Genomic DNA, 13377 nt, shown 5'->3' with positions numbered 1-13377 from the left:
CCTATCCCGGCAGCACGCGCACGATTTGCTGGCGAATACCGGCTTGCAAACCGACGCCCATGACCGGCGCGTGTCGACTTACTCCAAGGGTATGCGCCAGAAAGTCGGTCTGGCTATCGCCTCGGCAAAACAGGCGAAAGTCATGCTGCTGGATGAGCCGACCTCCGGGCTCGATCCCAGTGCGGCCAATGATTTTGCCCAGCGCATACGGGCGGCCGCCGATCTGGGCATGGCGGTGCTGATGGCGACTCATGATCTGTTTAATGCCAAGCAGGTCGCCGACCGTATCGGCATCATGAAAGCGGGTCGTCTGGTTGAAGAGTTCGATGCGCACACCGTGGCGCACGATGAGTTGGAACACAAATATCTGGCGCACGCGCGGGGCTTGCTGTGATTGTTGCGATTATCCGCAAGGAGCTGTTGGCGGTTGTGCGGGACGGAAGGCTGTTGGTGTTGGCCTTTTCGGTGTTCGCGCTATTAAGCGGCTTTTTTCTGGCTTCCATCAGCGAACATCAGCAGTTGCAGCAGGAAAAACAGGCAGTGGGCGCAAGCGCCAAGCAACAATGGGATACGCAAGGCGTCAAGAACCCGCATGCGGCGGCGCATTTCGGCATTTATGTGGTTAAGCCGGATTCGCCGCTGGCATCGATAGATCCCGGCTTGAGACACTATACCGGTCAGACGCTCTGGCTGGAGCCGCACAAACGCAACGGCGCGCGTTTCAGTCCGGCGGCCGACCAGGGATTAGCCGGTCGCTTCGGGCAGGCCGGCGCCGGTTTTGTGTTGGTTGCATTGTTGCCGCTGCTGGTCGTGGCGCTGGCTTTTAATGCGGTGACTTTGGAGCGGGAGCAAGGTACGTTGCGCATGTTGCACAGTCTCGGGGTATCGGCTATGCAACTGTTGCTGGGCAAATTTATCGGTTTGTTGCTGGCTTTTTTGCTGGTGTTGCTGCCGGTAATGGGGCTTGCGATGATTATTTTGTATCGTAATTTCGACCTCACCGGTGACGACAGTCTCAGGCTGTTGGCGTTGGGCGCTAGTTTTTTTATCTATTATGCGGTATTCGCGGCCCTGGCTATGTCCACCTCGATCCATTTTAACAGCAGCCGTCTGGCTTTGTTTGCGTTGTTGGCTTTCTGGTCTGGCAGTGTGCTGATTGCGCCGCGATTGGGCGCCGCTGCCGCAGAGGTGTGGATGCCGATACCCGCTGCGACGGCGTTTTGGGCGGCGATCAAAGACGATATTCAGCAGGGTCTGGATAACGATGGCGACCATGAAAAGCGGGAGGCGTTATTCAATGTTCAGCTGTTAAAACAGTACGGTGTGACGCGGATTGAAGATTTGCCGGTAGGCTATACCGCACTCAAACGCAGTTTTAATGACGGTTATTCCGAACGGGTTCATACCTTGCATTTCGACAGGTTGAGTGATGCGTTCGAACGCCAAAGCCGGTTTATCCATATCGCCTCGCTGCTTGGCCCGAGTATCGCGATGCGCTCGGTGTCGATGACATTGTCGGGCATGGATTTGGCGCATCAGCGCCATTTTGAGGATGCCGCCGAAAATTACCGGCATTATTTTATCGGCCTGATCGATGACTGGGATCGTGAACGCAGCCACGGCACGGAGCATGGCGCTCAGGGCCATGATGACGACTGGGCCAGCGTTAAGGCATTCCGTTATCAATCGCCTCCGGTGGGCTTTGCCTTGCATCATGCGCTGGCGGACCTGCTGGTATTGCTGGCTTGGCTGGTCGCCGCGCTGATAGCGTTGCTGTTTTCTGCCAAGAGGCTGAAGCCATGATGCCGTTGTTGCCAGCCGAATGGCGGCGCTTCATCCGCAATCCGGTCAATCTGTGGGTTATTGCCGCATTCTTTACTCTGTTGGCGGCCAGCGCGCTTTGGTCGGGGCTTGCTGCCAGTGAGTTTCGTGCCAGGGCATTGCCGTCGCAACACCCCTCCGCAGGCACGCAGGTGCGGACGGAAATGCACGATGCGCCGGGTACCGGCCAAGGCGGCTATACCAGCAAACTGGCCGATAGTACAACGGTGCGCCTTCCGGCGCTGGGCGGTTTGGCCTTGAGCGTGCGGCAAGTCGATCTGCTCGGTTCAGAGCTGCGGATCTCAAGCCGCAGTCGTCATACCGATGGCCGTAACAGCGATCAGCTATTCAATCCGCTGCTGCGCGAACTGGGCTTGCCCGATTTTGCGACTGTACTGGCGTTATTGCTGCCGTTGACCGTGATAGCGGTTAGTTACGGTCTGGTGCAGGAAGATCGGGAGCGGGGCGTATGGCGTTTGGTTTGCGCGCAAATGGCCCAGCCTTGGCGGATGGTATTTACCGCACTCGCGGTGCGCTGGGTAATGGTGCTGGTGCCTGTGGTCGCGGCATCGCTGCTTGCGTTTATGTTGGATTCCGGCGCGACTGTTTACGTGGCAAGTTATTGGCTGGTTTTTGTCGGGCTGTTTACCGGGTTGTGGATTGCAATTGCCGGACTGTTTTTGTTGCTGCCGGTTTCATCGGGTGCGGCGGCGGTAGGCTTGCTAGGCGTATGGCTGGTCACGACCTTTGCGCTACCGGCGGGTTTAAGCTGGGCGGCAAGCGGCGAGCAAGCCATGCCCTCCCGGCTCGAAGCGATTGTCGATATTCGGCGTGTTCAGGCGCAAACGGCTACACAACAAGCCGGATTGCTGTCGGCCTGGTATCTGTCTCATCCTGAGATCGCGCCCGTATCGGAGCTTTCGCGCGAAATTACCGGTCTGCCCGCCAATCTGGAGCTTGATGGCAAGGTGCGGCCGTTGATGTATCGTTTCGATGAGGTTCGGAAAGCGCATTTCGAGTTTATGCAGCGTTGGTCCGCACTGTCGCCAGGCTTGGCCGTCGTGTTGACGGCCGACCGTCTGGCGGGTATCGACGCGCCCCGTTATGCCGAATACATTGACACGGTTAATCAATTTGAAGACCGGTGGCGGGCGTTTTTTGTCCGCAGAATCATCGGCAAGCAAGCCATGACGACCTCGGATTATCAACAACAGCCGATCTTTACACCGTTGCTGACTGCGGCCACAGCTTGGACGGTGCTAGTAAGGCAGTTGTTGGTCGGCATTTTTTTATCAGGGGGGCTGATCATGTTGCGCAACCGCTTCGCAAAGCCGTAAAACGCGGTTTAAACGCCAGCGCAGGCAGGGTAATTTTACTGACACCTTGATAATAAACTCAGATCAGGCTTTATAATAGATAGCAATCGAAACGACTTTTCCGGTCGGAATTTCTTAACTTCATACTATGACTATTTGGACTACTATGCTTAATTCTAGCCGACATCACACCTGTCTGGCCGCCGCTTTCTTAGGCGTTTGTGCGTTATCGGTGCAGGCTGCTGCGCCTGCCCGGGAAACCGCCGCAACGATAGCTCAGCCGGCGGTGCCTGGCGATCAAAAAAATACGCTGCAGGAACAATACCACTCAGTTACCCGGCAAACGGATATTTTGCAAACCTATAATCAGCATATTAAAGACATGCTGGCATCCCAGGTTGAAGAAAAAGCCTCGCTGGAAAAACAACTGCAAGATATTGAAGTTACCAAGCAGGAAATCGTGCCGTTGATCGTACACATGCTCGATAGCTTGGATCAATTTATTCAGCTGGATTTGCCGTTCTTACCCGAGGAGCGCAAGCAGCGTTTGAGCCAATTAAAAGAGCTGGTCACGAAAGCCGATGTCAGCAATGCCGAAAAATTTCGCCGGATCATGGAGGCCTTTCAGGTTGAAAATGAATACGGCAATACGATTGAAGCCTATAAGGCGAATATCGTGTTGAACGGAGTGACCAGTTCGGTTGATTTTTTACGCCTGGGTCGTGTGGCCCTTTATTACCAACGGCTGGACGGCAGTGAAACCGGTTTCTGGGATAAAGAGGAAAAACGCTGGCAGCCATTATCTTCCGGTTACAGCAACTCGATTCGTAACGGTTTGCGTATTGCCCGCAAGGAAACCGCGCCCGACATGTTGATCGTTCCCGTTTCTGCACCTGAGGCCGCCAAATGAATAAGCTGATCTTTGTTTTTTTAATGCTATTGCTTTGCAATACTGCTTTTGCCGATCACCTGGATCTGGATAAGTTATTACAGGAAATTAAACAAACTCAAGGCGAGGAAGGCAAAGTCAATGCCGCTCGGGAAGCCGAGTTTGTTGCCGACCCCGGCAAACAGCAACAATTATTAGACGCTGCCAAAGCGGAGCTGAGTAAACAGGAAAGCATCGGCAGTCAACTGAAGGCGCAACTGACGGCCAACACCGAACAGTTAAACCAGCTGGAAGCCAAACTGACCGAGCGTAGCGGGCCGTTGGGCGAACTATTCGGCGTCGCCCGGCAAGTCGCCGGCGATTTAAAAGCCAACTTGAAAAATTCTATTATTTCTGCGGAGTTCCCTGACAGAACCGCCGTGTTATCTGCGATTGCCGATAACAAAGCCCTGCCGTCCATGGCGCAGATGGAGCAATTATGGTTTACCCTGCAACAGGAAATGACCGAATCCGGCAAAGTTGTCCATTACGATGCTGAAATCCTGTCGGCAGCAGGAGAACCGCGCCAGGCAAAAGTCGTGCGGGTGGGTGTCTTCAATGCGCTGGCGGATGGCCAATATTTGCGCTATTTGCCGGAAACCGGGAAACTGGCCGATCTGCCGCGTCAACCGGAAGGCAAGTTCCTTGATTTGGCTGAAGAATTCGCAGAGTCTACATCAGGACAAGCCGATATTGCCCTTGATCCTACCCGCGGCGCTATTCTCGGCATGCTGATTCAAACGCCGAGTTTCATTGAACGTTTGCAGCAAGGCGGATTGATTGGTTACATAACCATGATCTTGGGTGTGGTCGGTTTTATTTATGGCATGGTCAGATTGGTTCAATTATCGTCAGTCAGCCGAAAAATGGAGCTGCAGATGAACAGTTCTGTTGCTAATGAGGACAATCCGCTGGGACGCATTTTTGCTGTTGTCGAGAAAGGCAATGCTGAGGATACCGATAATCTGGAGTTATTACTGGATGAGGCGATTACCCGGGAAGTGCCGCCGTTGGAAGAAGGCTTGTCGATTCTTAAGTTGGTGGCTGCCGTAGGGCCCTTGCTGGGATTGCTTGGCACCGTGACCGGCATGATTGTGACGTTTCAATCGATCAGTTTGTTCGGCACAGGCGACCCAAAACTGATGGCTGAAGGCATTTCCCAGGCGCTGGTGACTACCGTGCAGGGATTGTCTGTCGCCATTCCCTTATTGTTTCTGCACAGCATTGTCGCTTCCCGCAGCCGGGTATTGGTGCAAATTCTCGATGAGCAGACGGCCGGCTTAATCAGCCGCCGGGCAGGCAAGTAATGTCTGCGTTGTTAACGTTGCTGGAGTCGCTACGCAATTTCTTAAATACCGGCGGCGACGTGCTATGGATGATTCTGCTGACCTCCATCTGTTTATGGACGCTGGTGGCTGAGCGCTTCTTTTTTTTCAGGCTGACCTATCCCGGGCTCAAGGCTCTTTGGGTGGACCAGTGGAACAGCCGGGAAGACCGGCATACGCCACATGCCTTATCCATCAGGGAATGTATTATTTCTGAGGCTAAAATTAAAATGAGCAAAACTATTCCTATTATCAATATGTTGGTGGTTTTGTGTCCGTTGTTAGGCTTGCTAGGCACGGTAACAGGGATGATTAGCGTCTTTGACGTGATGTCGGTGACCGGCACCAGCAACGCCAGGGCAATGGCATCCGGCGTATCCCAGGCCACCATACCGACTATGGCCGGCATGATTATCGCAATAGGCGGACTTTATTTCAGCAAGCGTATTGAAGAGCTGGTCAATGATGAAGTTCATCACCTGACCGATTTATTAAAATATCACTAGGAGCATCCATGCGCCGCAAAAATAGCCGGTCGTCAGCTGACAAAAATGCTGAACTTGATATGACACCGATGCTCGACATCGTTTTTATTATGTTGATTTTTTTTATAGTGACCAGTTCCTCGATTAAGGAATCAGGGCTCGACGTTAATCGTCCGCAAGCTAAAACTGCCGAGAAACTCGAACAGGCGCATATTATTGTGGCGATTAGCCCCGCCGGTGAAATCTGGATAGATAAGAAGGTCATCGACATTCGTGCGGTTAGAGCCAATGTCGCCAGGTTGCATGCCGAAAATCCGCTAGGTTCGGTGGTGATTACCGCTGACAGGGAGGCCAAAACCCATGTTCTGGTCAGCGTTATGGATCAGATTCGCCTGGCCGGTATCAATAACGCTTCCATTGCTACCGAAGCGGAGTCTCAGTGAAGTCGTCTGTTGCCGCCTTATTGACCGGTATTCTTGTCTCGCTGGGCCTGTTCTGGCTGATGCAATTCATGCTGATGAGTAACCAGCATGTGGTTAAAAAAACCGAACACCTGAACATGATGGAGTTTGTGCGCTTAAAACGTGAGCCACCACCAAAGCCTAAAATCGAAAAACCGCCTGAAAAAAAGGTGGAGCAGGTGCAGGATAAGCCGCAGCCTCCGCAACGCCAGAAAGCGCCGCCCAAAAAGCAGCCGGTAATCCAAAAGGCACCCGTGGTAAAGCAGGAAATACCTGCTATGGATGTGCCCAAGCTGGATATACCGGTACAAGCGGTAAAATCCAGTGGGCCTGCGGTGAACGTCTTAGGCACAGCAGGGACAGCAGGGACAACAAGCGATACCGGGAAAACCGGCAATGCACAAGATGATGCCGGTAAAGGCGCCGCTTCTGGTGGAGTCAGCACCGGTGTTGTTCCGCTGGAACGGGTTCCGCCCAAATATCCGAGAGGGGCGGCTAACCGTCATATTGAGGGCTGGGTTAAAGTCGAATTTACCATCACCACAGACGGAGATGTTGAAGATGCCGTGGTTATAGAGGCTCAGCCTGCGGGTATCTTTGATAATGCCGCGCTACAGGCTATTAGCCGGTGGAAATTCAAGGGAAAAATAGTTGATGGTGTCGGGGTTACCCAAAGAGCCGTTCAGACCCTGCAATTTAAATTAACAAGATAATTGGTTTGCGCTTTACCGGCCTATATTGCCCCCTATCGGGACAACTGTTCAGCCGATGCCGTGAGCTTAAAAAAACAGCAATCAGTCCGATGATTGCACCCATGCGTTTATTTTGAATAACTAAAAAAGCAGATCTTAATGCCCTCTCACATTTCGCCGGAAGTAATTATCGACGGTACCTTATACACACTGCTGGCTTTTTCGGTGATCACATAGACGGTTATTTTTTTCAAAATCTGGCAGCTCACCAAGAACAGTTTTTATAATCGGGCTTATAACAAAGCGTTTTGGGATGCCTCTAATCTGGAGCAGGCAAAAACCTTGCCCACAGTAGTAGCCAGGGGGCCGGAAGCGCGCATAGCCCAGCAAGGGTTTGCTTGGATGAAAGTCAGCAGTCTGCCGGCAAGAGCCTTAAATACCGAGGCGTCCGATCTGAATTACTGGAGCATTCGCTGCTCGTGCACATGCAACAGGAGCAACACGCAATGGAAAGCGGCCTGACCATGCTTGCCAGCATCGGCAGCACTGCGGCGTTCGTCGGTTTGTTCGGTACGGTTTTAGGCATCATACACGCGATGCATGAAATTACTGCCAGCGGCTCGACCAGTATCGGTGCATGTGACCTTACCGAAAACCGCCGAGACCACTGCGGATATTAAAGCGCAGCCGTTGCAGCTTGGCATTGATGCGCAGGGGGCTATAACACTGAACAAGCTTCCACTCGCGGACCTTGCCGCATTGGAAACAGCGCTGAAGGCTGAACTGTTAAAAAATCCTGAAATAGGCTTGCATTTATACGCCGATCAAGACGTCGTTTATGCAAAAGTCGCCGAAGTCATGGCAACTGTACAATATTCGGGGATCGCTAAAATAGCGTTCGTGACTGAGAAACGGTAGCGCCGTCCTTCAAAGACTAAAGCTACGAAGAAACGCAGAAAAGTCACCGTAAAAAATCTGTATTCTTCGTGATTGGCTAATGTTTTGTATACACTCTATATGTAAATTCATTCCTTGATTAGCGTAAGCTTTTAGTCTACTTTCAACTGATTCGTATGGGTGGCGGTGTCGCCCTTCATCGATCAGATGTATCATATATTCAATTTTTAGACTTTCCTGCATGAAAAAAAACCTATGCGAATTCAATTTTTGAAGTGTTTTTATCCATTTTGTTTGCATTAAGTCATGCGTTATTGCTCATCAAAACGCACCTATCTTTAAACGCATTGAATAAAAACAGTTTCACTATGCGTATGAAAATCAACAGCTTTTATTCAATTTTGCCTATCGCTTAAGGAAAAAAATGTCGCTTTGCTCAAAATATATTCCGATTATACTTGCCCTCCTATTTCCTTCCTTATCAATGGCAGCCGATGAAACAGGCTCTATTAGCCAAGTACAATCATTAGATTTGACTCAGCATTGGGTTGGTTATCTGGCATTGGTTGTGTTTGCCCTTGCCTACTTCCTCGCCATGACCGAAGAAGTTACCGAGTTACGGAAGTCAAAGCCTATGGTGTTTGCGGCAAGTCTTATCTGGATATTTATTGCCGTTTTTTATAACAAGGCCGGAATGAGCGAACAAGCGGGGGTTGCGTTCCGCGCTACTCTTGAAAGCTATGGCGAATTATTTTTGTTCATCATGGTCTCGATGACTTACTTGAATGCGATGGAAGACCGAGGCGTGTTCGACAGCCTGCGGGTTTGGTTATTGAGCAAGAACTTCAGCTATCGGCAATTATTCTGGATTACCGGTTTCCAGGCGTTCTTTATCTCGTCCGGCTGCAACAATCTCACTACCGCCTTGCTGATGGGGTCGGTTATTTTGGCTATGGGTAAAGATTGCCCGCGCTTTGTTACCTTATCTTGCATCAATGTTGTGGTAGCTTCTAATGCAGGCGGCTCATTCAGTCCCTTCGGCGACATCACCACGTTGCTGGTCTGGCAAAAAGGCGTAGTGCCTTTTACCGACTTTTTTTCCCTGCTTATTCCGGCCATCGTTAACTTCGCTATACCCGCAGCCGTCATGCATTTCTTTATCCCACGAGAAAGACCCGCAGCGGTAATGGAAGCTCAGAATATGAGGCGGGGCGCCTGGATAATCATCTTTTTGTTCGTATTGACCATCATTACATCGGCTTGCTTCGAAAATTTCCTGAGCCTGCCTCCCGCTGCCGGGATGATGATGGGCTTGACCTATTTGAAGTTTTTCAGTTATTACCTGCAAAAAACCCGAGACTCCCATTCAATATTGATACCCGTGGATTTGACCGATGTCAAAATCGATCATTTTGCGCCCATGAAATACATGAACAATCCGGAAGCAGAGGCAAATCAACAACTGGCCAAGGAACTGCCCTTTGATATTTTCCAGAAGGTCGCCAACCTGGAATGGGACACCTTGCTGTTTTTTTACGGTGTAATGGTGGGTGTCGGAGGCTTGAGCTTCATCGGCTATATGGAAGTGGCATCCCACCATCTTTACGGCAGCATCGATCCCACTGTAGCCAACATTCTGGTCGGCATCGCCTCAGCATTCGTGGATAACGGCACTATTATGCTGTCTGTACTGACCATGGCACCTGATATATCTCAAGGCCAGTGGTTGCTGGTGACATTGACCGCCGGTGTGGGCGGCAGCATGTTGGCGGTCGGTTCCGCAGCAGGCGTTGGCTTAATGGGACAAGCTAAAGGAATTTACACCTTCACCAGCCATCTGAAATGGGCGCCGGTCATCGCGCTGGGTTACTTCGGCAGTATCGCAGTTCACTTTCTTATTAATGGTCGGTATTTTTAGGCCGATCCTAAAATAGCTATAGAATGACATCCAGTTGATTTCTTGCTGATTTTTTCACCTAATTCAATATTTACTATGTCGACAAGATCACAGGGTCATTCCAAACAACAAGTAACGGTTTTGGCGCTAAGTGCAATCGGTGTCGTATTTGGTGATATTGGCACCAGTCCCTTATACGCGGTTAAGGAAATTTTCGGCAGTCATTTGCCGATTGATAAACCCCATGTGCTGGGTGTGCTATCGCTGATTTTTTGGGCGTTAACCTTGGTTGTAGCAATCAAATACGCGATTTTTATTATGCGCGTTAACAACAAAGGTGAGGGTGGCATCATGGCGCTAATGACGTTTGCACTGCAAAGCGCTAAGGATAATCCGAAAAAAACACGCTTTATCATCACTATTGGTTTGCTCGGTGCCGCCTTGTTTTACGGCGACGGCATTATTACCCCCGCAATTTCGGTATTAAGTGCAGTCGAAGGCTTGCAGATCATTGCACCGCCCTTAGCGCATTATGTATTGCCGATTACCATAGTGGTACTCTTCGCTCTTTTTATTTTGCAGGCTAAAGGCACAGGAACCGTTGGGAAAATGTTTTCACCAATCATGTGTCTTTGGTTTGTTACTTTGGGCTGTCTTGGTATAAATAATATTATCAATGCTCCTGCCGTATTGGCAGCAGTTAACCCTTATTACGCGATTCATTTATTGATTGAATTGGGATGGCAGGGGTTTTTAATTATGGGGGCGGTGGTATTGGCAATAACCGGTGCTGAAGCGCTTTATGCCGACATGGGGCATTTCGGCTTGAAACCCATTCGTTACGCCTGGTTCGGCTTTGTTTTTCCGGCCTTACTGCTCAACTATTTTGGACAAGGAGCGTTACTGCTTGAACACCCTGAGGCGGTGAAAAATCCATTCTATTTGTTGGCACCGACTTGGGCGATGTATCCGTTATTACTTTTGGCAACACTGGCGTCGGTTATTGCCTCTCAAGCGGTCATATCCGGTGCCTTCTCAGTCACCAGACAAGCCATACAACTTGGCTACTGCCCACGCATGAATATCTTGCATACTTCGGGTCAAGAAGTGGGGCAAGTGTATATTCCTGCGATCAATTGGTTATTGATGGTTTCTGTATTTGTCGTGGTATTGAGCTTTAAATCTTCCTCGGCGCTCGCCTCTGCTTATGGCATTGCCGTTACCGGCACTATGATTGTCGATACTGTTTTGGTGTTTATTGTCATTCAAGAGCTTTGGCAATGGAGAAGATCGGCTAGTATTACCTTCTTGACAACGTTTCTAACCGTAGACTTCTTGTTTCTTTCTTCTAACAGTTTAAAAATACCCACTGGGGGCTGGTTGCCTTTACTCATCGGAACCGTATTGTTCTTAATGATGACTACTTGGATTAAAGGTCGTGCCTTATTGGCAGAATATATGGATGAGAGACGGATGCTTTTTGAGGACTTGGAAGATAAGATAATCAGTCATCAGGCAGTCACCGTTAAAGGCTCAGCCATTTATTTGGCAAAAAGCCTACATGGCGTACCCCAGGTGTTTTTGCACAATTTCGAGCATAACCATGTGCTGCATGAACAAATCGTTGTATTGACCATCGTCACTAAAGACGAGCCCTACGTTGATGTGGCGCACCGGGTCAAAATTCGGGCATTTGGCAAGGACAGCAATTTTTTCCGGGTTAAGCTTTACTATGGGTTCCAGCAAAGTCCTGATGTGCGGCAAGCTTTGGAGCAGTGCGCCCAGGAAGGCTTAAACATTGATTTCAAACAGACATCGTTTTTTATCAGTAGTGAACGCCTCTCTTTCCGGAAAAAAAGTCCTATGGCTAAATGGCGTCGACCCTTATTCCGGTTTTTATTCCACAATGCCTCAAGCGCGATAGAGTTTTTCAAAATCCCCGTCGAGCGTGTCATTGAGCTGGGTATCCGCATCGAACTTTAGCAGCATTAAAAAACGGAACCCCCGCTATTTACCGGAAGCTGTGCGGGGTGTGTTTTCACAAAAGGCTGATGGATCGGCCCCATGCCTCTAACACGAAATCTTTGCTTATATCGCGACTGCGTTCAAATTCTCGTCTTCATACAAGCGTAGTTTTTTCCAGCCGGCAAATTTGCTGTCATAAAATTCAAGGTCATTATCAATTGAATGCTCATAGCAACTTCTGAACAGCTTGGCCGTACGAAACGCATGCAACTCATCGTCCGCCGTGACCTTATCGACATTGCCTACCTGAAAAGTTTTATTTCTGGATTTGCAATTACTGACCCAAAAAACGGTATAGCAAAGATAGCTTTTATCTTTACGATGATCATACTTGATGGTTCTGGATACGCCCGTGACGCCGGTAGTCGTTTTATTTTTGGGTGGTTTAAGAAACCGGGTCTTGCTGCCTTTTAAAACGGTCAGCATCTGGTCGCGCCAGGTAATTGCGGCTTTCAACGATTTGCCTTTATTGCCCCATAATTTATGTGAAAAATAACGACTGCTTTCTTTGCCGCGTCTTACGATGCGTACCTGAAAACCGAACACATCGGGTTCGGTAATATGTTTATTTTTTGCCATGATAGAACCTCATCAAACGAGTAAGCTATGTGAATTTAACAGCCATGTTAGGCCGACTAGCTTTCAAGATCCCCGTATAGGGTAAACCTTTGAGACTATTGTAAGCTATTGATGACAAATTATGGATAAAATTAAAATTAAAGCAAGCTAAAAATAACAACAATTTCGACAAATCCCTACTAACTTGGTGTACAATTTCGCTGATCCACTGCTTCAGTGGCTAACATCAAGTTAACAGTCTTTTGTTTTTTCACTATTTATTGGAGATAATCAATGAGCGTATTAGTCGGTAAACAAGCACCTGATTTTACAGTTCCTGCCGTTCTGGGCGATGGTCAAATAGTTGATTCATTTAGTTTTTCTGAAGCGACTAGCGACAAATATGCGGTAGTATTTTTCTACCCGTTAGATTTCACTTTTGTTTGTCCAAGTGAATTGATCGCTTTAGATCATCGTATCGATGAATTCAAAAGCCGTAATGTTGAAGTGATTGCCGTGTCTATAGACTCTCATTTTACGCACAACGCATGGCGTAATACCCCTATTAATAAAGGCGGTATAGGTCCTGTTCGTTACACCATGGCTGCAGATATGTCTCACGCTATTTGTAAAGATTATGATGTTGAAGCGGATGCACCTGCCGTTGCCTACCGTGGCACTTTCCTGATCGACCGCTCAGGAAAAGTCCGGCATCAGGTCGTTAACGACCTGCCTTTAGGTCGCGATATGGATGAATTGTTGCGCATGATTGACGCGTTACAATTCCATGAAGAACACGGCGAAGTATGTCCAGCCGGCTGGAAAAAAGGCCAGTCAGGCATGAGCGCAAACCCTGCCGGTGTTGCAGAGTACCTGGATAAAAATGCCGATAAGCTGTAATTTATAGCTGATCATTAGTGCGCGGTCTTAACACAGCTGCGTATTGTAAAAAAGGCTTAGGCATTGATTGCC

General features: G+C 49.4%; 14 protein-coding genes. 13 read left to right on the top strand and 1 reads right to left on the bottom strand.

Going from position 1 to position 13377, the window contains the following annotated elements; translation table 11 throughout:
• Window positions 1-25 precede the first annotated feature (25 nt).
• The 12 genes from RW114_RS00290 (at window position 26) to RW114_RS00235 (ending at window position 11805) form a co-directional block, all read left to right on the top strand.
• Window positions 26-394, top strand: a complete 369-nt coding sequence (locus RW114_RS00290) for an ATP-binding cassette domain-containing protein (protein WP_340120715.1) — start codon at window positions 26-28, stop codon at window positions 392-394.
• A complete protein-coding gene (locus RW114_RS00285; protein WP_340120714.1) occupies window positions 391-1803 on the top strand; it encodes a DUF3526 domain-containing protein in 1413 nt (470 codons plus the stop codon). Before RW114_RS00290 ends, RW114_RS00285 begins: the two co-directional genes overlap by 4 nt.
• Window positions 1800-3158: a DUF3526 domain-containing protein gene (locus tag RW114_RS00280; RefSeq protein WP_340120713.1), complete on the top strand. Its 1359-nt coding sequence runs from the start codon at window positions 1800-1802 to the stop codon at window positions 3156-3158. The genes RW114_RS00285 and RW114_RS00280 overlap by 4 nt, the downstream gene beginning before the upstream one ends.
• 127 nt (window positions 3159-3285) lie before the next feature.
• Entirely contained in the window at window positions 3286-4047 is a 762-nt protein-coding gene (locus RW114_RS00275) for a DUF3450 domain-containing protein (protein WP_340120712.1), read from the top strand.
• Complete coding sequence (locus RW114_RS00270; protein WP_340120711.1) at window positions 4044-5372, top strand: MotA/TolQ/ExbB proton channel family protein; 1329 nt, start codon at window positions 4044-4046, stop codon at window positions 5370-5372. The genes RW114_RS00275 and RW114_RS00270 overlap by 4 nt, the downstream gene beginning before the upstream one ends.
• A complete protein-coding gene (locus RW114_RS00265) occupies window positions 5372-5896 on the top strand; it encodes a MotA/TolQ/ExbB proton channel family protein (protein ID WP_340120710.1) in 525 nt (174 codons plus the stop codon). The genes RW114_RS00270 and RW114_RS00265 overlap by 1 nt, the downstream gene beginning before the upstream one ends.
• A gap of 8 nt (window positions 5897-5904) precedes the next feature.
• The gene (locus tag RW114_RS00260) at window positions 5905-6318 is read left to right on the top strand and encodes an ExbD/TolR family protein (RefSeq protein WP_340120708.1); all 414 of its coding nucleotides are present in this window, start codon (window positions 5905-5907) and stop codon (window positions 6316-6318) included.
• Complete coding sequence (locus RW114_RS00255) at window positions 6315-7049, top strand: energy transducer TonB (RefSeq protein WP_340120707.1); 735 nt, start codon at window positions 6315-6317, stop codon at window positions 7047-7049. Before RW114_RS00260 ends, RW114_RS00255 begins: the two co-directional genes overlap by 4 nt.
• 377 nt (window positions 7050-7426) lie before the next feature.
• Window positions 7427-7708: a MotA/TolQ/ExbB proton channel family protein gene (locus RW114_RS00250; RefSeq protein ID WP_340120706.1), complete on the top strand. Its 282-nt coding sequence runs from the start codon at window positions 7427-7429 to the stop codon at window positions 7706-7708.
• Entirely contained in the window at window positions 7629-7946 is a 318-nt protein-coding gene (locus RW114_RS00245; protein WP_340120705.1) for an ExbD/TolR family protein, read from the top strand. The genes RW114_RS00250 and RW114_RS00245 overlap by 80 nt, the downstream gene beginning before the upstream one ends.
• A gap of 463 nt (window positions 7947-8409) precedes the next feature.
• A complete protein-coding gene (gene nhaD / locus RW114_RS00240) occupies window positions 8410-9843 on the top strand; it encodes a sodium:proton antiporter NhaD (protein WP_340120703.1) in 1434 nt (477 codons plus the stop codon).
• 75 nt (window positions 9844-9918) lie between these two features.
• Window positions 9919-11805, top strand: a complete 1887-nt coding sequence (locus RW114_RS00235; RefSeq protein WP_340120702.1) for a potassium transporter Kup — start codon at window positions 9919-9921, stop codon at window positions 11803-11805.
• A gap of 105 nt (window positions 11806-11910) precedes the next feature.
• Here RW114_RS00235 and RW114_RS00230 read toward each other — a convergent pair whose 3' ends face one another.
• Window positions 11911-12426 carry a hypothetical protein gene (locus RW114_RS00230; protein WP_340120701.1) on the bottom strand — a complete coding sequence of 172 codons (516 nt, stop codon included), beginning with the start codon at window positions 12424-12426 and terminating at the stop codon, window positions 11911-11913.
• Window positions 12427-12699: 273 nt separating this feature from the next.
• Between RW114_RS00230 and RW114_RS00225 the strand changes: the two genes are divergently transcribed.
• Window positions 12700-13305, top strand: coding sequence for a peroxiredoxin (locus RW114_RS00225; RefSeq protein ID WP_340120700.1), 606 nt, complete (start codon window positions 12700-12702; stop codon window positions 13303-13305).
• Window positions 13306-13377: the final 72 nt, after the last annotated feature.

Source organism: Methylobacter svalbardensis (genome assembly GCF_037671525.1).
GTDB lineage: Bacteria > Pseudomonadota > Gammaproteobacteria > Methylococcales > Methylomonadaceae > Methylobacter_A > Methylobacter_A svalbardensis.
This window is presented reverse-complemented; position numbering and strand designations above follow the sequence as displayed.